The sequence below is a fragment of the Pedobacter nutrimenti genome (genome assembly GCF_032678445.1).
Classification (GTDB): Bacteria; Bacteroidota; Bacteroidia; order Sphingobacteriales; family Sphingobacteriaceae; genus Pedobacter; species Pedobacter nutrimenti_A.
The window spans coordinates 426,325-442,918 of record NZ_JAVTSQ010000002.1 but is presented as its reverse complement, the minus strand read 5'-3'; the positions used below and the strand labels follow the sequence as shown (position 1 = coordinate 442,918).

17 protein-coding genes are annotated in these 16,594 nt (G+C 42.0%); 9 read left to right on the top strand and 8 right to left on the bottom strand.

What is annotated here, in order from left to right; translation table 11 throughout:
- Nucleotides 1–3: 3 nt before the first annotated feature.
- From R2S08_RS04670 to R2S08_RS04655, 4 genes are all read right to left on the bottom strand, one after another.
- Nucleotides 4–483: an anti-sigma factor family protein gene (locus R2S08_RS04670; protein WP_133779099.1), complete on the bottom strand. Its 480-nt coding sequence runs from the start codon at nucleotides 481–483 to the stop codon at nucleotides 4–6.
- Nucleotides 480–1,061 carry an RNA polymerase sigma factor gene (locus R2S08_RS04665; RefSeq protein WP_316834047.1) on the bottom strand — a complete coding sequence of 194 codons (582 nt, stop codon included), beginning with the start codon at nucleotides 1,059–1,061 and terminating at the stop codon, nucleotides 480–482. Before R2S08_RS04665 ends, R2S08_RS04670 begins: the two co-directional genes overlap by 4 nt.
- A gap of 55 nt (nucleotides 1,062–1,116) precedes the next feature.
- Nucleotides 1,117–1,443: a DMT family transporter gene (locus tag R2S08_RS04660; protein WP_108550090.1), complete on the bottom strand. Its 327-nt coding sequence runs from the start codon at nucleotides 1,441–1,443 to the stop codon at nucleotides 1,117–1,119.
- A 143-nt stretch (nucleotides 1,444–1,586) separates the two neighbouring features.
- Nucleotides 1,587–1,940: a DUF6249 domain-containing protein gene (locus R2S08_RS04655; RefSeq protein WP_133779102.1), complete on the bottom strand. Its 354-nt coding sequence runs from the start codon at nucleotides 1,938–1,940 to the stop codon at nucleotides 1,587–1,589.
- Between the two features lie 133 nt (nucleotides 1,941–2,073).
- Here R2S08_RS04655 and R2S08_RS04650 point away from each other — a divergent pair, with 133 nt between their 5' ends.
- Complete coding sequence (locus R2S08_RS04650) at nucleotides 2,074–2,652, top strand: Crp/Fnr family transcriptional regulator (RefSeq protein ID WP_316834046.1); 579 nt, start codon at nucleotides 2,074–2,076, stop codon at nucleotides 2,650–2,652.
- Here the strand turns inward: R2S08_RS04650 and R2S08_RS04645 are convergent.
- From R2S08_RS04645 to R2S08_RS04635, 3 genes are read right to left on the bottom strand one after another with little or no spacing between them, the layout of a single operon-like run.
- Nucleotides 2,647–3,069, bottom strand: a complete 423-nt coding sequence (locus tag R2S08_RS04645; protein ID WP_316834045.1) for a hotdog fold thioesterase — start codon at nucleotides 3,067–3,069, stop codon at nucleotides 2,647–2,649. The genes R2S08_RS04650 and R2S08_RS04645 overlap by 6 nt on opposite strands.
- The gene (locus tag R2S08_RS04640; protein ID WP_316834044.1) at nucleotides 3,069–3,575 is read right to left on the bottom strand and encodes a DinB family protein; all 507 of its coding nucleotides are present in this window, start codon (nucleotides 3,573–3,575) and stop codon (nucleotides 3,069–3,071) included. The genes R2S08_RS04645 and R2S08_RS04640 overlap by 1 nt, the downstream gene beginning before the upstream one ends.
- The gene (locus tag R2S08_RS04635; RefSeq protein WP_316834043.1) at nucleotides 3,544–4,767 is read right to left on the bottom strand and encodes a HAMP domain-containing sensor histidine kinase; all 1,224 of its coding nucleotides are present in this window, start codon (nucleotides 4,765–4,767) and stop codon (nucleotides 3,544–3,546) included. Before R2S08_RS04635 ends, R2S08_RS04640 begins: the two co-directional genes overlap by 32 nt.
- An 89-nt stretch (nucleotides 4,768–4,856) precedes the next feature.
- Between R2S08_RS04635 and gltX the strand changes: the two genes are divergently transcribed.
- The 8 genes from gltX to R2S08_RS04595 all read left to right on the top strand — a co-directional run bounded on the left by gltX (nucleotide 4,857) and on the right by R2S08_RS04595 (nucleotide 14,415).
- Nucleotides 4,857–6,365: a glutamate--tRNA ligase gene (gltX, locus tag R2S08_RS04630; RefSeq protein ID WP_316834042.1), complete on the top strand. Its 1,509-nt coding sequence runs from the start codon at nucleotides 4,857–4,859 to the stop codon at nucleotides 6,363–6,365.
- Between the two features lie 11 nt (nucleotides 6,366–6,376).
- Entirely contained in the window at nucleotides 6,377–7,213 is an 837-nt protein-coding gene (locus R2S08_RS04625) for a neutral zinc metallopeptidase (RefSeq protein ID WP_316834041.1), read from the top strand.
- Nucleotides 7,214–7,362: 149 nt separating this feature from the next.
- The gene (locus R2S08_RS04620) at nucleotides 7,363–8,481 is read left to right on the top strand and encodes an ATP-binding protein (protein WP_133779109.1); all 1,119 of its coding nucleotides are present in this window, start codon (nucleotides 7,363–7,365) and stop codon (nucleotides 8,479–8,481) included.
- 4 nt (nucleotides 8,482–8,485) lie between these two features.
- Nucleotides 8,486–12,067, top strand: coding sequence for a response regulator (locus tag R2S08_RS04615; RefSeq protein WP_316834040.1), 3,582 nt, complete (start codon nucleotides 8,486–8,488; stop codon nucleotides 12,065–12,067).
- A 20-nt stretch (nucleotides 12,068–12,087) separates the two neighbouring features.
- Complete coding sequence (locus R2S08_RS04610) at nucleotides 12,088–12,462, top strand: response regulator (RefSeq protein ID WP_133779111.1); 375 nt, start codon at nucleotides 12,088–12,090, stop codon at nucleotides 12,460–12,462.
- A gap of 5 nt (nucleotides 12,463–12,467) precedes the next feature.
- A complete protein-coding gene (locus tag R2S08_RS04605) occupies nucleotides 12,468–13,289 on the top strand; it encodes a protein-glutamate O-methyltransferase CheR (RefSeq protein ID WP_316834039.1) in 822 nt (273 codons plus the stop codon).
- A 187-nt stretch (nucleotides 13,290–13,476) separates the two neighbouring features.
- A complete protein-coding gene (locus R2S08_RS04600; protein ID WP_316834038.1) occupies nucleotides 13,477–14,040 on the top strand; it encodes a chemotaxis protein CheB in 564 nt (187 codons plus the stop codon).
- A 12-nt stretch (nucleotides 14,041–14,052) separates the two neighbouring features.
- On the top strand, nucleotides 14,053–14,415 hold the full coding sequence (locus tag R2S08_RS04595) for a response regulator (protein ID WP_199077389.1): 363 nt from the start codon (nucleotides 14,053–14,055) through the stop codon (nucleotides 14,413–14,415).
- Nucleotides 14,416–14,693: 278 nt separating this feature from the next.
- On the opposite strand, the gene R2S08_RS04590 is transcribed toward R2S08_RS04595, so the two are convergent.
- Nucleotides 14,694–16,376, bottom strand: coding sequence for a dipeptidyl-peptidase 3 family protein (locus R2S08_RS04590; protein ID WP_316834037.1), 1,683 nt, complete (start codon nucleotides 16,374–16,376; stop codon nucleotides 14,694–14,696).
- Between the last annotated feature and the right edge of the window lie 218 nt (nucleotides 16,377–16,594).

Genomic DNA, 16,594 nt, shown 5'->3' with positions numbered 1-16,594 from the left:
ATTTTATGCTTTTTTACGTCGCAGGAAACTGTCCAGGTAAATCAAAGCGAGGACGATATCTACAAAGAAAAAGATCCGGATGGAAGTTGGGGTAATGAATCCCTGGGTATTGACCGGAAGTTTTAAGTCAGGTACTTTAAACGATTCGTCACTTAAAGTGCTGTTGGCAATGGTATAAACCATAATAGCCATTATGGACAGAAGAAAGAAGGCAGCAATCGAATAGATAATTGTCTTGCTTACTTTTGTTTTTAAGGCGATTGGGGCGATTTCGAGGCTAACCTGGTCCATTACATTCCTGGTGAAGGACATAGATGGTTCTTCCAGTTCTGCACCTTTCATCAATTGGTGAACTTCCTGTAATTCGGTGTAGACCTGTTGATAAGCCGGATCCGAGTTGATCTTTGCCGCTATTTCCGCCTTCTGATCAGCGGCTAATCCGCCGTCCAGGTAATCCCAAATTTCTTCATCTATCGTTTTCATATCAGCTCCTTTACTTCATCTTTTAACAAATATTGTAATTTTTCTTTTAAACGGGTCCTGGCCCGGTGCAGTTTTACTTTAATGGTCTTGCTTTCCATGTGCATGGTTTGTGCAATCTCTTCCAGGCTTTGTTCTCCCATGTAAAACAAGGTAATGATCATGGCATCATCGGGCAAAAGCAGGTCAATGGCCTGACTCAGGTAGGCGTATCCTGACTTCTTTTCGATGCTATTGGCATTGTAGTCAGAAATATGATTTTCAATCTGAACCGTATTTTCATCATCATTCAGAGAGAGGGTAGAGAGTTTTTTCTTTCTGAGAAAGGTCATGGCCGTGGTATAAGTAATCGTATATAGCCAGGTGCTGAATTTAGAGGTGTACTGGAAGGTGCCCAGCGCTTTATAGGCTTTTACAAAACAATCCTGAGCAATTTCCTCTGCATCCTCTCTATTCTTTGCAAAACGCATGGCCATAGTAAATACAAAGCGCTGGTGACGTTTAACCAGATCGGCGTAAACCGCGGTATTTCCTTCCAGTACTGCTGTAATTAATGCGTAATCCGTTTGCTGCTCCTGCATATATCTGTTAAGACGCCTGTTTTCGGTAGCAGGTTACAGCAATTTAATAAAATATTTAGTGTGCTGCGCCAGCAAAGAATTTTAGGCCGAGTATGGAGGCAATCAGGGTTGCTATAAAAAAGATCCGCCAGAAATTGGCGGGTTCATTGAAATAGAGAATACCGACAATAACAGTGCCTACGGCCCCGATTCCTGTCCATACCGCATACGCTGTGCCCATTGGAAGGGTTTGGGTGGCCTTGTTTAAAAAAAAGAAACTCAGACTGATGCTAATAGCGAAAGCAATGGTCCATTTTAAATTGCTGAAGTTGTTGGACAGTTTTAGACATGTGGTAAAACCGACTTCGAAAAGCCCGGCTATGATGAGAATGATCCAGTTCATAATTGTAAATTTTCGACAAAAATACAATAAGACGGAGCGGGAGTTTTTTACATATGTTAAAAAAATACGGGGCCTGTATACACCTGGTCGTATAAAGGCCCCGTATAAGGGAGGATAAAATAGGAGTCTGTATTTTTATATTCCTATTTTTCAGGATGATTATCCAGCCATTTCCGCTCAATAATATAAGATATAATAAGCCCTATACCTCCAAAAATGCCCAGGCAACCAAAATATACAGCCGTGGCCTGTTCATCTTCCATGCGGGCTTGCATAGAGATAAAAAGAGCGAGAAGTAAACCTATACCAAGCCCGACCAGGAGCAAGCCAAATTTCAGGCTTAGAAAAGGCATAGGGGCTGATGGCCTTGATTTTGCGACACCAGGATCGATGCCGCGTTCTATCATGGCCATTTTTTCTCTGTTGGATAAGTATCGGATACCGAATGCCAGGGCAAAGGCTCCAAGGAAAACTAAGATTGGGAGTAAGTCGTGCATCTTTTTATGTTTTAATCGTTTGCGATCTGTTAATTATATGTTCTGTATATTAGGACAACATGTTTTTTAATTAGGTTACACCCTTTGTTAAAAAATCTGCTATGCTTATTTTATCTTTATCAAAAAACGCATTTTGGAGCAGATTCTGAACCATATTAAAGAGATATATCCATTGAAAGAGGCTGACCTGGGTCTTCTTACAAGGGAATTAAAGAGGATTGAGCTGCCCAAAAATCATTTGATCATTCACTCCGACAGAATTGAACGATCCCTTTATTTTATTGAAAGAGGGGTTGCGAGAGCTTATTGTGATGGTAAAGACAATCAAATCACTTTCTGGTTTGGAATGGAGGGAGATGCCATTTTTTCTTATCACAGTTATATTTATGGGAGTAAGGGCTATGAAAATATCGTGCTCCTGGAGAATAGCGTACTGTACGAGATAAAAACAGAGACCCTGCAAGATCTTTTCAGTAAGCATATAGAACTGGCCAATTGGGGGAGGAAATTTGCTGAACGGGAACTGATCAAAACGGAAGAACGCTTTATCGGCCGGCTTTTTACTCCTGCTGCCGAGCGTTACGCTGAGCTGATCAAAAATACGCCTTCTGTTGTTCAGCGGGTTCAATTGGGCTATATCGCTTCTTATCTTGGCGTTACTCAGGTGACCTTAAGCCGTATCCGTGCAGAGCTGAGATCGGGAGGCTTATAAGGGCTTAGGTAGAATGGCTACTGTTAGCCTGCTCACGCAACTCATTTTGTCTTTATCTGTATAGATCTTAATTTCCCAGACGTGTGTTTTTGCCCCGATATGCAATGGTGTACAAATACCTGTAACCAGTCCGTTTTTGACCGATCTTAAATGATTTGCATTGACTTCCAGGCCAACAGCAATATATTTCTCCGGATCTATACACATATAGGAGGCGATACTTCCAAGAGTTTCTGCCAGGACTACAGAGGCGCCGCCATGCAGGATACCTGCAGGCTGGTGGGTTCTTTCGTCAACAGGCATGGTTGCCTTTATGAAATTGCTGCCTATTTCGGTAAACTTAATGTCCAGCAAGGCTCCAATATGGTTTTTGGGGCGGTCATTTAATGCTTCTGGTGTAAATTCTGAAAACCACATTACAGGTATCGTTCTTTAATGATTTGAGTATGATGAATAAGATGCCCGGCAATAGTGAACAGCAATGCGTTGACGGTGAGCTGTCTTCCTGCAGCGGTTCCTTTACGTTCCAGTTCCTGCGCATTGAGGGAATTGTAGAGATAAAGATTTGCTTTTCTTAACAGGGAAAACTCCTCGGACAGGCTCAATAGGCTTCTGTCTTCAAAATGTGCCTGCTCTACATACGCATTTTCTTCAAAACCAGGTAAAGGGCTTTGTTCTCCGCGGGCTATACAAAGCAACCGATAGGTCAAAATTCTTTCTGTGTCTATGAGGTGTCCTGCCATTTCTTTAATGGTCCATTTTCCTGGGGCATAGGCATAATCTGCTTTCTCAATCAGATTGTTCAGGAAATCTGGAAAGTCTGTGCCTTGTTGTTTAAGGACTTCCAGTACATTGTTTCCTTCTACCAGGCTGATATAGCCGCTAACCATTTCATGATAGTCTTTCGGTTGTGGTCGGTTCATAAGTAATGCTGCTTTTAAGTATAATTCTAAAGGTAGTTCCTTTCCCGAGTTCTGAATCTTTGACAAAGATCTGCCCGCTGTGGTAGTTTTCTACGATGCGCCGGGTAAGAGAGAGCCCAAGTCCCCAGCCTCTTTTCCTGGTGGTAAAGCCGGGCTGGAATACGGCATCAAATTTTGACCTTGGAATACCTTTTCCGGTATCGGTCACGTCAATAAAGACTTCTTCTTTTGCCAGGTTTTCGATGATGTTTACGGTGATGCTTCCTTCGTTGGCGATGGCATTGGCTGCATTTTTCAACAGATTTTCGATCACCCAGTCAAACAGGGGAACATTTAACATGGCCCGGACCTGTTCGTCTCCAGTAATGTTAAAGATGATCTTATCTGAGGTCCGTAATTTAAAATAATCTATGAAATTATGGATCACAACGAAAACGACGTGGTCTTCCAAAATGGGTTTTGAACCAATCTTTGAAAAGCGGTCTGTAATCACTTCCAGACGTTTAATGTCATTTTCCATTTCAGCGATCAAAGGGTCATCTTCTGCATCAAAGCGGGATTTGATGAGTTCTACCCAGGCCATAAGGGAAGAAATCGGTGTACCCAGCTGGTGGGCGGTTTCTTTGGCCATACCGACCCACACCTGATCCTGCTCGGCTTTTCTGGCGGAACTGAAAGCAACATAGGCGGTGAGAAGAAACAGGGCGATGACCCCGAGTTGTATATAGGGGAAATAACGAAGTTGTGTGAGAATAAAAGAGTCTTTATAGTAGACGAGCATCTTTCTGCCCATGTAATTGATGGGTAAAGGAGCATGCTGCTTTTTCATCCGGCTCAGTTCGCGCTGAAAATAGCCCGGATCGTAAGTGGTCTTGGAAGTGGCATCTACGTAATTGGTCTTGGTACTGTCAAGGCGCAGGTAGGTTTCTATTTTTGTTCCGGTGGTGTCGGTTAGTATGACAGGTACGGTGCTGCTGGAAGTGATCATGTTGAGTACTTCTGCATACAGGGCATCTTCAAAGATCTGGGAGGATTTTTCGGTTCCTTTTACCCAAAGCTCAAATTGTATTCTTTCTTCCCGTTCCATTTTTTTAACGAAAAAATCGCTGTAAAAAACAGATGCTGCACCGATTACTGCTGCAAAGGCAAGTAAGAATAATTTCCAGCGACGTTTTTTTTCGTAAGGGTTCATAAAATGTGGAGGCAAATTACAAAATAGCATTCAATAACGCATCAATAGAACGGTAACAGTGTAAAAAATATATATTTGCAGGTAAGATTATGGAAAAGAAAGTTAGAGTAAGATTTGCTCCAAGTCCAACAGGAGGACTGCATTTAGGTGGTGTACGCACCGCATTGTTTAACTATTTATTTGCCAAACAGCATGGCGGAACCTTTGTTTTGCGTGTAGAAGATACAGACCAGACCCGTTTTGTGGCGGGGGCTGAAGAATATATTGTTTCCTGCCTGGAATGGTGCGGCATGTCTCCTGATGAGAGTCCTCAAAAAGGAGGTGCATTTGGTCCGTACCGCCAGAGTGAACGGAAAGCAAGCTATAAACAATATGCAGACCAGCTTATTGCAGATGGCCATGCATATTATGCTTTTGATACCCCGGAAGAACTGGATGCAAAACGGAAAGAATTTCCTAATTTTTTATATGGACAGTCTACCCGCATGCAGATGCGAAATTCATTGACCTTAACTGCAGACGAGGTAGAGTCTTTGCTGGAAAAGCAGACGCCATTCGTTGTCAGAATTAAAATGCCTGAAAACGAACAGGTTTCCTTTATTGATCTGATCCGTGGCCATGTGAGTTTTGACACCAATCTGGTGGATGATAAAGTGCTTTTAAAAGCCGATGGAATGCCAACGTATCACCTGGCTGTCGTTGCAGATGACAAGGCCATGGAGATTAGTCATATTTTTAGAGGCGAGGAATGGCTGCCATCAGCGCCGATTCATATTCTGCTCTGGAGATATCTGGGTTGGGAAGATGAAATGCCGCACTGGGTGCATCTTCCGCTCATTTTAAAGCCAGATGGAAACGGAAAACTAAGTAAGCGTGATGGCGACAGATTGGGATTCCCTGTGTATGCCCAAAATTGGACGGATCCTAAAACAGGAGATCTGACTGCGGGGTTTAAAGAACTTGGTTTTATGCCAGAGGCTTTTGTAAATCTGCTGGCGATGCTGGGATGGAATGATGGAACGGATCAGGAGATTTTTACTATGGAAGAGCTGATCGAAAAGTTTTCTGTAGAAAGGATCAGTAAGGCTGGAGCGAAGTTTGATTTCGAAAAGGCTAAATGGTATAATCATGAATGGATTAAGCATGCCGAAGCAAAAAAGATCGCTCCTGTTATAAAAAATGAGTTATTGAAAAGTGGTTTGGCCTCTGTTGAAGATGGTTATCTGGATAAAGTAATTGATCTGGTCAAAGACCGTTGTCATCTTTTAACAGATTTTATCACACAAAGCCGTTATTTTTTTGTTTCTCCTGAAACCTATGATCTGGCAGCGGTAAAACCGAAGTGGACTATAGAGAAGAGCACATTTTTTGAGGCTTTTATGGCTGTTTTAAAGGATGGGGTAAGTGCGGTAGAGCTGGAAGAAGAGTTTAAGGCTTTAACGGTAACACACAACCTCAAACCAGGGGAACTGATGCTTCCATTCCGGATTATGCTGGTTGGGGGAAAATTTGGTCCTGGTGTATTTGATATAGCGGTATTGCTTGGTGCTTCAGAAACTGAAGACAGAATAAGCAAGGCTTTATTGGCGTTTAACTAAATAAAATTAATATGCAATGGTTCGGTAAAGGTAGTGGTAATATCGAAGACAGGAGGGGCGGAAAGGGAGGTCCTGTTCTGGGCGGAGGGATTGGTCTTCTGGTCATCATTGTTGGTCTCTTTTTTGGAAAAGACCTTACGGGTTTGGTGAGTCAGATTCCTGCTGGAACTACGCAGCAGGAGGCTAAAAAGGGTGATCCAACGGATGCAGAGGGTAAATTTGTTGACGGGGTGCTGGAATCCACCAATCAGGTGTGGGAACAGCAGTTTGCTGCAATGAATAAAAGCTACGAAAAGCCCGCACTGGTTTTGTTTGATCATATGGTACAGTCTGCCTGTGGGAATGCAAGTTCAGCTGTAGGGCCTTTTTATTGTCCCGGAGATCATAAGGTTTATATCGACCTGAGTTTTTATCAGGAACTGAAAGACCGGTTTGGTGCTGCAGGTGATTTTGCCCAGGCCTATGTGATTGCTCACGAGGTTGGACATCATGTACAGAATCTTCTGGGGATCTCTGCGAAAATGGAGCGCTACCGGAGTCAGCTCAGCGAAAAAGAGTACAACAGGATGTCTGTTAAACTAGAGCTTCAGGCCGATTTTCTCGCCGGGATGTGGGCCAGGCACGCCCAGGACCTGAAGGATTTTCGCCTGGATCCGGGAGATATTGAGGAAGCGATGAATGCAGCTAATGCAATTGGAGATGACAAACTTCAGCAGCAGGGACAGGGACAGGTTGTTCCCGACGCTTTTACGCACGGAACATCTGCTCAAAGGGTATATTGGTTTAAAAAAGGATTTGATACTGGTGACATTAACCAGGGGGATACCTTTACGGCCAGGCAACTTTAAGGCATTAACCGATAGGTAATCCCGCTATACCCAAATTCAATAATATAGATTGAAAGCATACATTATCCTTTAAAGTTGTATATATTAGAAATATTTTAAACGGCTGATTCCAGAAAAAGCGAAGCTGGTAAGTCCTATCACCTTAAATAATGATCCTAATTGTAGACGATACACCAGAAAATCTTATTTCTTTAAAAAAAGTTCTCGAAGCACATAATTTTGAGGTAGATACGGCATCGTCCGGAGAAGAAGCTTTAAAAAAGGTTCTCCGGAATGAATATGTTTTGATTATTCTGGATGTTCAGATGCCGGGAATGGATGGCTTTGAAGTTGCAGAAGCGATTTCGGGTTATAGTAAGGCAAGGGAAACAGCGATTATTTTTCTCTCTGCAGCCAATACGGAACTTCGTTTTATTACCAAAGGTTATTCTTCGGGAGGGCTGGACTACATTACGAAACCGGTGGATATGGATGTGTTGTTGCTGAAGGTTAAGACATTTTATCGAATTTACGAGCAAAGCCGGAAATTGATTGAGATCCAGAAAGCATTGCTGGATGAAATTGAATTTAGAAAGAAAGCTGAAAATAAGAAAGATGAATTTATCAGTATTGCCAGCCATGAACTTAAAACCCCATTGACAAGTGTAAAGGGATATATGCAGTTGCTGGACAGAAGTATTGACAAGGGAGATGTGACGACGGTTAAGAGGCATTTGCAAAAAGCGCAGACTCAACTGGAGAAATTAAATGAACTGATTGCTGATTTGCTGGACATCTCTAAAATAGAGAGTGGAAAGCTCAAATTCAACAAGAAGAATTTTATGATGCATGAATTACTGGACGGAGTGATCGAGATCATTCAGCAATCTAATCCTGAGTTTAAGATCATAAAGAATGGATCTGCATCTGTACCGGTATACGGTGATGAGATGAGGATAGAGCAGGTGATCATTAACTTTATGACCAACGCGATAAAATATTCTCCCGGCACCAGTGAAATCCAGATTAATTTACGAAATGAAAATGGGCGGTTGTATCTTGGTGTACGGGATTTTGGTATTGGCATAGATGAAAAGCAACAGCAAAGTGTCTTTGATAAATTTTTTCGGGTAGAAGAAACTGCAATTCAATTTCAGGGATTAGGAATCGGTCTTTATATTTCTGCGGAGATCATTAGGAGGCATGGTGGGGAGGTGGGTGTAAAAAGTACTCCGGGTGAAGGCTCTGAATTCTATTTTTATATTCCATTAACATCCGAGACAGAATAATTTTATGAAGAAAACGATAAAAAATAACCTCAGAATTGGTCTAGGGCTATCTTTACTAGTACTTTTTGTCAGTTCCTCTGCGTCTTATTTCAGCATCAGGAACCTGATCAGAAATTCTGAACTTGTTGCACATAGCAACGATGTCATTTCTAACCTCGATAATATCATATCCACACTTAAGGATGCGGAAACAGGGCAAAGAGGATATTTGTTAACTGGGGAGAAAGTTTTTCTTGAACCTTACACAGGAGCGAAAACTGCTGCACTGGATCTGGTTAATGAGGTGATGAGCCAGACAAGGGACAATGATTTTCAGCAAAAAAACATTAAAAGATTACAGGATAATATTGAGCACAGGATGGACATCCTGGACAAGACCATATCGATAAAAAACAGGGGTGGAAGTGTAAGTATGATAGAGCTTTTAAATGGGAAGCTTTATATGGACAATGCGAGAGCACTGATCAAAACCATGCAGGTTGAGGAGAAAAGGCTGTTGGATGAACGCACGGCCGATCTGAATAAAATGGCTCGTTATACGCCGATATTAATTGTTATCGCGGCCTGCCTTGCCCTACTGATCACCTTTTTCTTTTATCGACGGGTTTCTTCGGATTTTAATACGAGAACGAGACTTCAGCAAGCTTTACAAGATAAAAAAGATGAAATGGATACCCGTATTCGGGTGATACAGGAATTGTCGAGTCAGATTTCCAAAGGAAATTACCACATCAGACTCGAACAGGATGGAGAAGATGGCTTGGGAAGTCTTGCTGCGCATTTGAATGCTATGGCAGAATCTCTTGAGTATTCTTTCGGTTTGCTGGCCGATAAAGAATGGCTTCAGGCAAGTATAGCCGGATTGAACGATAAAATGGTGGGAGAAAAAGGAGTGGCTGAGCTGGCCCATGAGATTCTGGACTTTACTGTAGAAAGGACAGGCAGTCAAATAGGGGCCTTTTATCTGCTGGAGAATAAGAGCCTTGCCCTGAGCGCGGGGTATGCCCTTAATCACCAGGAGGAAACTAAACTTATCCCTTTAGGGGAAGGGGCTGTTGGGCAGGCGGCACTTTCAGGAAAACAGATTTTGCTGAATGATATTCCTGAGGGGGAACTGACCATTAGCTATGCCTCAGGAAATACGCGGCCAAGGAATATTGTGGCTGTCCCTGTTATCAGGGATGCCTCTGTTGTGGGCGTTCTGGAATTTGGTTCACTGGCGACCTATAGCCCTCTTCAATTGGATTACCTGACCAGTATTGGGTCGAATATAGGGATCGCCATTCATGTTGCCCAAAACCGGAAGCGGTTGCAGGAATTCCTGGAAGAAACCCAGGCCCAGGCTGAAGAGCTTCAGGCCCAGCATAGTGAACTGGAGGGTTTGAATGCAGAATTGGAAGCGCAAACGCAAAAAATCCAAACTTCTGAAGAGGAGCTGAGGGTACAGCAGGAAGAGCTGCTCCAGAGCAATCAGGAACTGGAAGAAAGGACCAGTTTGCTCGAAGAACGGAATCAGCTGATACAGGAAAGAAACCTGGAGATTCAGCAAAAAGCGCAGCAGCTGGAACTCAGTACTAAGTATAAATCGGAGTTTCTGGCCAATATGTCGCATGAATTGAGAACGCCACTGAATTCTATTCTGTTGCTGTCTAAACTGATGTCTGAGAATAAAGAGCTGGATAAGGAGTATATTGAATATGCTGAAGTGATCCAAAGTTCCGGACAAGGCTTACTTGGGTTGATTGATGAAATCCTGGATCTTTCTAAGATAGAAGCGGGTAAAATGAAACTGGAATTTGCAACGGTAAGTGTAACTGAGGTTGCTACAGATATGCGTTCTTTATTTAATCCTATTGCGAAAAATAAGGGATTGGATCTCGTTGTCGAAGTGGAAGAGGGTATTGATCCGATTTATACAGATAAAATGAGACTGGAGCAGATTTTAAAGAATCTGCTGTCGAATGCGATAAAATTCACAGGTCAGGGAAAAGTAAGCCTGACAATTACCTCAGATAAAGAAAACAAGGCCTTGCTCCTCAAGGTTTCTGATACAGGAATAGGGGTGCCGTTAGAAAAACAACAATTAATTTTTGAAGCCTTCCAACAGGCCGATGGCTCTACTCGTAGAAAATTTGGAGGCACCGGATTGGGATTATCTATTAGCCGGGAACTGGCCAAGCTGCTTGGAGGTGAGATTGAACTGACCAGTAAAGAAAATGTGGGCAGCGAATTTACATTGTCCTTATTCTTAAATAGAGCCGAAAAAGGGGAAAACCTTGCGAAAAAAGAACCCGTTTTTGCTATGCCAAACTATGTGGATACGATTCCAGAGGCGCTTCCGGAAAGGTTTACTGTTACAGAGATCCCTCAGGAAGTGGAAGATGACAGGGATCATATCCTGACGGATGATAAGGTGATACTGATCATAGAAGATGATACGGCTTTTGCAAAAACACTATTATCATTTACCAGGAAACGGAATTATAAGGGAATTGTGGCTGTTAGGGGTGATGTCGGTATAGAAATGGCCAATCACTATCATCCCCTGGCCATTCTTCTGGATATTCAGCTTCCGGTTAAAGACGGTTGGCAGGTCATGGAAGAGCTTAAGGCAAATCCAAAAACCCGGCATATACCAGTGCATATTATGTCCTCGCTGGAAGTTAAAAAGGAAAGCCTTTTAAAAGGAGCTGTTGATTTTATCAATAAACCAGTGGCTCTGGAGCACATGAAGCAGATCTTTCAGAAGTTGGAACATGCACTAAGCAGGCACCCTAAAAAGGTATTGATTGTAGAAGAGAACAAACAACATGCGGAAGCTTTGAGTTATTTTCTCAGTAATTACAGCATCCAAACGGAAGTGGCAACGAATGTGACACAGAGTATAGATGCACTGAAAAAGCAAGAGGTGGATTGCGTAATCCTGGATATGGGCGTTCCAGATAGAAATGCCTATGAAACACTGGAAACAATTAAGAAAAGTGAAGGATTGGAGAACCTGCCAATTATTATTTTCACCGGAAAGAATTTGTCAAAGGGAGAAGAAAATCGGATCAAACAGTATGCGGACTCTATTGTGGTGAAAACAGCTCATTCTTATCAGCGGATATTGGATGAGGCAGGCCTTTTCCTGCATTTGGTGGAAGCCAAAGAAGAAGATAAGAAAAAGCCTGTTTCGGAAAAACTTGGGGGCCTTTATGAGGTGTTGAGCAATAAAACGGTGTTGATTGCGGATGATGACGTAAGGAATATTTTTTCACTCACCAAAGCCCTGGAACAACATAAGATGAAAGTGCTTGCCGCTACCGACGGAAAGGAAGCGTTACAAATCTTAAAGGAGAACCCATTTGTAGATATTGTGTTGATGGATATGATGATGCCGGAAATGGATGGTTATGAAAGTACCAAACAAATCCGGAAGATTCCAGCCTATAAAAATCTGCCTGTACTTGCGGTTACTGCAAAGGCAATGATGGGAGACCGGGAGAAATGTATTGCAGCGGGGGCATCTGATTATATTTCAAAACCTGTGGATATAGACCAGCTGGTTTCTTTGCTAAGGGTTTGGTTGTATAATAAAGTTTAAAAGACATAACCGTAGAGTTTATGGGGAACACTAAAAAAGTATTAATAGTAGATGATGATAACCGCAATATATTTGCTCTTAAAGCGGTTTTAAAGGCAAAGGGCTATACTTGTTTGTCGGCTACCGGTGCAGAGGAAGGGCTTCAGCTTTTAGCGGAAGATGAAGAAATTGGCGTGGTGCTGATGGACATGATGATGCCGGGAATGGATGGTTATCAGGCTATGGCAAAAATGCAGCAGATCCCGGATCTTAAAGACATTCCGGTAATTGCTGTAACCGCACAGGCTATGGTTGGCGATCGGGAGCGGTGTCTGGAGGCCGGGGCCAAAGGTTATGTCTCCAAACCAATTAACGTGGACAGTTTGACACAGTTACTCTCACAACATCTAAAATAAACAATTTGGAACTGCCTTTAATTAGCGATGAACAGGTTGAGATCTTGTTGTCAGACCTTTTGGAACATTACGGATATGACTTTACGGGCTATTCTAAAGCGTCCTTGAAGAGAAGGGTGATCCGACTGTATTCCCTGGATAAAATTCCGGGCTTTGCTGAGTTCAGATATAAGATTATTAACGACAACGTATATTTTAAGCGATTTGTAGAACAAATTACGGTAAATGTTACGGAGATGTTCCGGGATCCTGTTTTCTTTAAAACGCTGCGTGATATTGTGTTGCCCAGATTGGGAACTTATCCCTTTATCAGGATCTGGTTGGCGGGCTGTTCTACCGGAGAAGAGGCCTACTCTATTGCTATCCTGTTAAAAGAGTTGAATTTGCTGCATAAGTCGTTGATTTATGCTACAGATCTTAATCCTTCTGTCCTGGAAAAAGCGGGGCAGGGAATGTTTCAGCTGAGCTATATGAAACAATATTCAGAGAATTATATACTTTCCGGAGGGAAAAATGATTTCTCCAGCTACTATACTGCAAAGTATTCACTTGCAAAATTTGATGACGAGCTCCGGAGCAAAATGATTTTTTCGACACATAATCTGGTTTCTGATCATTCTTTTAACGAATTTCAGTTAATTTTATGTAGGAATGTGCTGATCTATTTTGACCGTGATTTACAACATAAGGTCCTGGAGCTTTTTGATGACAGTCTGGAAGATCTTGGCTATCTGGCCCTGGGGACAAAGGAAACGATAGACTTTTCCAGGATTTCCAGAAAATACAAAAGACTGCAGAGCGAGAAGATCTGGCGAAAAACGAATTAAAATGGAACCATCGTGAGCAAACACTCACAAACAGCAATAAACCGAGCTTTAGGGAGCTCTTGAACACAAAAATTAAATAACTGCTCGTGAAAAATATTGTTCATGATAGCTTCATTACCGTTAAAAAACAAACCGAGTTTACGAGCTCATTAATACAAATAAAAAAGGCATTAATAATTATATCCCAATGGAAAACTGTGAAGCCCTGATTATTGGAGGATCTGCCGGAAGCCTGGATGTTTTACTTCGGGTATTACCAGCGATTAAACCAGATATAAAATTTCCAGTCATTATTGTGATACACAGGAAGCACGGAGCTGATTCTTTACTGCCTGAGTTGCTTTCCGGACGAACGAGAATGGAGGTTAAGGAGGTGGAAGAGAAAGAAGGGATTGTTCCCGGAACAGTATATGTTGCCCCTTCAGATTATCATTTACTGGTGGAACTGAACAGGACATTTTCTTTGGATTACTCTGAAAAGGTGAACTATTCCAGGCCGGCGATTGATGTTACGTTTCAGACAGCGGCCGAAGTTTATAAAAAGAAACTGGTATGCCTCTTGCTTTCGGGTTCAAATTCGGATGGTGTTAATGGCTTGAAAACGGTTAAAGAATGGGGTGGAATGGCTATTATCCAGAATCCGGAAACGGCTCAGGTAGCCTTTATGCCGCAGCAGGCAAAACAGTATGTGAAAATAGATCGAATTTTAAACATTGAAGATATGGCAGAATTCATAAATTTGTTGTCCTAATAACCCCTATACATGGCTACACCTAAAAAAGTCTTCATTTTTGATGACAATGCGGAAATACTGGAATTATGTACGATTATCCTGGAGGATGCAGGTTACGAAATTAAGACCTCCTCAACCTCCAATGATATCATTGACCAGGTAACGGCATATACACCAGACCTGATCTTCATGGACAACTGGTTACCGGATGTAGGAGGAATAGATGCAACCAGAGAGCTTAAAAGGCACGAAAACCTAAAGCATATTCCTGTCATCTATTTCTCTGCCAATAACGATGTAAAGTCTCTGGCAGAACAAGCCGGAGCTGATGGATACCTCTCTAAACCTTTTGATATTGAAGATTTAGAGAAGATCGTAAGCAAACATTTATAAGTTTAGTTTTTCATTCGGCCTGTCTCTTCTTCTACACCTTTAGAAAAAATGCGTAGAGTATTTTTATGAATTTAGGTTTATAATGCTCATCCCCAATCCTCTGCATTTCGAATGATGCTTTTCCTTTTGTATCCGGGAAAAATGAAGGGGCAGCGTTTGCGTCCTTTTATAAAGAAGGAAAAAAAGAAAAGCTTACAGAAAAGTTAAAATTTCTGTTTATAGGCCATAAAAAAGCCGGAAAATTTAATTTTCCGGCTTTTAAAATTTAAAAGAAAAGGTTACTTAACGCCTAAGACGTCCACACCTTGTTCAAAAATGATGTCTACAGGAATGCCTTTTTTACTAAGTCTATCCAGATCAGATTGTAGCTCTGTAGGAATGACAGCTTTTTCCTTTTGTACTTTGGCAACAGCACTGTAATCTCCATTTCCCTGAAGGGTGATGATGACATTGCTCAGGTCGTTCATAGCGGTGGCGAATTTGTCAAAATCAACTTTATAGGTCCCTGCTTCTGTTCTTAAAAAAGCGCCTTTTTCTTTGAAAAAATTGAAACATTGCATGTTGGCCTTTCCGTGTGCGCTGGCCGCACCAAATCTGACAGAACGCAGAATTCCTGCCATAAAGGTGGTATAATAGTCTTTGATATCTCCTGTTAGCTCGCCTTTTTTATGTAAACCAGTTACCATATAAAGACCCAGGATATCCGCTTTGCCTTCTTCCAACCAGGAGTATTGCTCTTTTAAAGCTTCTTTAACAAATCCTTTGCCGGTGATGGTTTTTTTGATTCCAAGACCATGGGCAACTTCGTGGAACATCACATTGGCGAAGAAAGCATCAAATTTAATATATTGCTGCTGATCTTTATCGATCAGTTCCTTCGCGATAGGAATAAGGATTTTATCAAATTTTGCCTTCATGGCATTTTTCAGCTGAGAGCGGCGGGTACCTTTCTTTTGCTGGATAATCTCGTCATTTGGAAGGTTTACGGCAATGGTTTTTGATCCGGCATTGCAATCTCCCGCATAATAGACCACATCATAGGCATTCAGTTCGCTGTCGGTACCGGGGGTTTCTGTTTTGTATTTTTCTGCAACCGGCAGTCCTTTTTGCAATTCGGGCAACATACTCACATATTTTGCAAGGCGTTTACTCCAGACCCTGTCTTTCACGAGCACGTAAGACTCATAGGAGGTACGGGCATTGAACATTTTGTCTTCGTAATTCTCAATCGGCCCAATGATGATATCTAAACCATTGTTCTTCATGTCCAGCCAGGCATAATCGCTGGCCGTATAATTGTCAGTAACCAGGGCCTCTGATCTTAAATTCAGATATTTCTTTAGTCCGGGATCTTCTGCCAGCAGGGCTGCCTGTTTGAGCAGACTTGAGGCTTGCTGAAGCTCGGTTGCAAAGAGCACATGATAAGGAACGACACTTAATTTACCTGCATCATCTTTTCTGATGACAGAATAAGGATTGAACTTGTCTTTGAGGCTGGCTTTTTCAACCTCTTCTTTAGTCATGCCTTCCGGATAGAAGGTGGCACCATCTGGTTTAGAGCCAATTCCTGTAATAAAAGGTTTATCACCGTTTAACCTGTCCCAGGGGCCGTAATTGATTTTTATAAATGATCTTGAATTTTCGTCTTTAACGGTATTGAGAAGACTGTCTGCTTTTGGGTAGGTTTGTTTCCAGAACAGGTCGTCCATGATCTGGGCTGCCTGAATCAGCAGGGGTAGTATTTTTCTTTCGTTAATACTGAGGTCATTCAGGTTTGTGGTCAGTTTTACGGTTTCATAGATACCGATGCGGTGATTGACATAGTCTTGCAAACTGTCTTGTGCAGAGGTCGATTTTCCTGCTTTAGCCGTTTTTTTGTCCGGATTGCCCGTACACGATGCCATGCCTGCGACTACAGCACAGCCGATGAGGAGATGAGTTGCCTTTTTTATGTTCTTCATCTTGGATGTTTTTGTTTTATTGTGTTTACCGGGCATCTGTTACTTGCCTGGCCCACAATTGTTTTTCATGAATATTCTTTAACTACCCGGGAATGCGAGATTTAAATTTCTCTGCATTTAAGAGTGCAACTAAATTAGTAAAAAAATACAGGGCGCAAACAAAGTTTAAGGTATTCCAAACCATTTAGATAAATATTGGTTAATTTCACAGGGTGATT

Bases quoted from the DNA above. Each gene is read 5' to 3' on its own strand.
- R2S08_RS04670 (WP_133779099.1), bottom strand. From the start codon at position 483: ATGAAAACGATAGATGAAGAAATTTGGGATTACCTGGACGGCGGATTA.
- R2S08_RS04665 (WP_316834047.1), bottom strand. From the start codon at position 1,061: ATGCAGGAGCAGCAAACGGATTACGCATTAATTACAGCAGTACTGGAA.
- R2S08_RS04660 (WP_108550090.1), bottom strand. From the start codon at position 1,443: ATGAACTGGATCATTCTCATCATAGCCGGGCTTTTCGAAGTCGGTTTT.
- R2S08_RS04655 (WP_133779102.1), bottom strand. From the start codon at position 1,940: ATGCACGACTTACTCCCAATCTTAGTTTTCCTTGGAGCCTTTGCCCTG.
- R2S08_RS04645 (WP_316834045.1), bottom strand. From the start codon at position 3,069: ATGTGGTTTTCAGAATTTACACCAGAAGCATTAAATGACCGCCCCAAA.
- R2S08_RS04640 (WP_316834044.1), bottom strand. From the start codon at position 3,575: ATGAACCGACCACAACCGAAAGACTATCATGAAATGGTTAGCGGCTAT.
- R2S08_RS04635 (WP_316834043.1), bottom strand. From the start codon at position 4,767: ATGAACCCTTACGAAAAAAAACGTCGCTGGAAATTATTCTTACTTGCC.
- gltX (WP_316834042.1), top strand. From the start codon at position 4,857: ATGGAAAAGAAAGTTAGAGTAAGATTTGCTCCAAGTCCAACAGGAGGA.
- R2S08_RS04625 (WP_316834041.1), top strand. From the start codon at position 6,377: ATGCAATGGTTCGGTAAAGGTAGTGGTAATATCGAAGACAGGAGGGGC.
- R2S08_RS04620 (WP_133779109.1), top strand. From the start codon at position 7,363: ATGATCCTAATTGTAGACGATACACCAGAAAATCTTATTTCTTTAAAA.
- R2S08_RS04615 (WP_316834040.1), top strand. From the start codon at position 8,486: ATGAAGAAAACGATAAAAAATAACCTCAGAATTGGTCTAGGGCTATCT.
- R2S08_RS04610 (WP_133779111.1), top strand. From the start codon at position 12,088: ATGGGGAACACTAAAAAAGTATTAATAGTAGATGATGATAACCGCAAT.
- R2S08_RS04600 (WP_316834038.1), top strand. From the start codon at position 13,477: ATGGAAAACTGTGAAGCCCTGATTATTGGAGGATCTGCCGGAAGCCTG.
- R2S08_RS04595 (WP_199077389.1), top strand. From the start codon at position 14,053: ATGGCTACACCTAAAAAAGTCTTCATTTTTGATGACAATGCGGAAATA.
- R2S08_RS04590 (WP_316834037.1), bottom strand. From the start codon at position 16,376: ATGAAGAACATAAAAAAGGCAACTCATCTCCTCATCGGCTGTGCTGTA.